This is a genomic window from Burkholderia sp. SIMBA_062 (genome assembly GCF_046534765.1).
GTDB classification, from domain to species: domain Bacteria; phylum Pseudomonadota; class Gammaproteobacteria; order Burkholderiales; family Burkholderiaceae; genus Burkholderia; species Burkholderia ambifaria.
The window spans coordinates 1-250 of sequence record NZ_JAWRYD010000460.1 but is presented as its reverse complement, the minus strand read 5'-3'; the positions used below and the strand labels follow the sequence as shown (position 1 = coordinate 250).

At 30.8% G+C, this 250-nt stretch carries 1 protein-coding gene; it reads left to right on the top strand.

Features of this window, described 5'->3' with window-relative positions; genetic code table 11:
- Window positions 1–18: 18 nt before the first annotated feature.
- Window positions 19–250 (top strand): hypothetical protein (locus SB786_RS37060; RefSeq protein ID WP_410731691.1); only part of this gene is annotated, 232 nt, incomplete at its 3' end.

The following is a 250-nucleotide window of genomic DNA, read 5'->3' as shown; positions in this document are numbered from 1 at the left end:
CCTTAAAAACCAATAATTATGAAAAAGATAGCATTATTTATATTAGGGCTTGCTTTTGGCTCTTCTTTATTTGCTCAGAATAGTACTGGAAATCTTCATATTGTTAATTATCATTCGTATGGATTAGATCTATATTATACACTGAACACTGTAGATATTAATAATTGTGACAGTTACAAAAGTAATGCTCCTGCAGCACATATAGCACAAGGAAATGAGGTGGTTTGTGTGAAGTATAGTGATATGATGA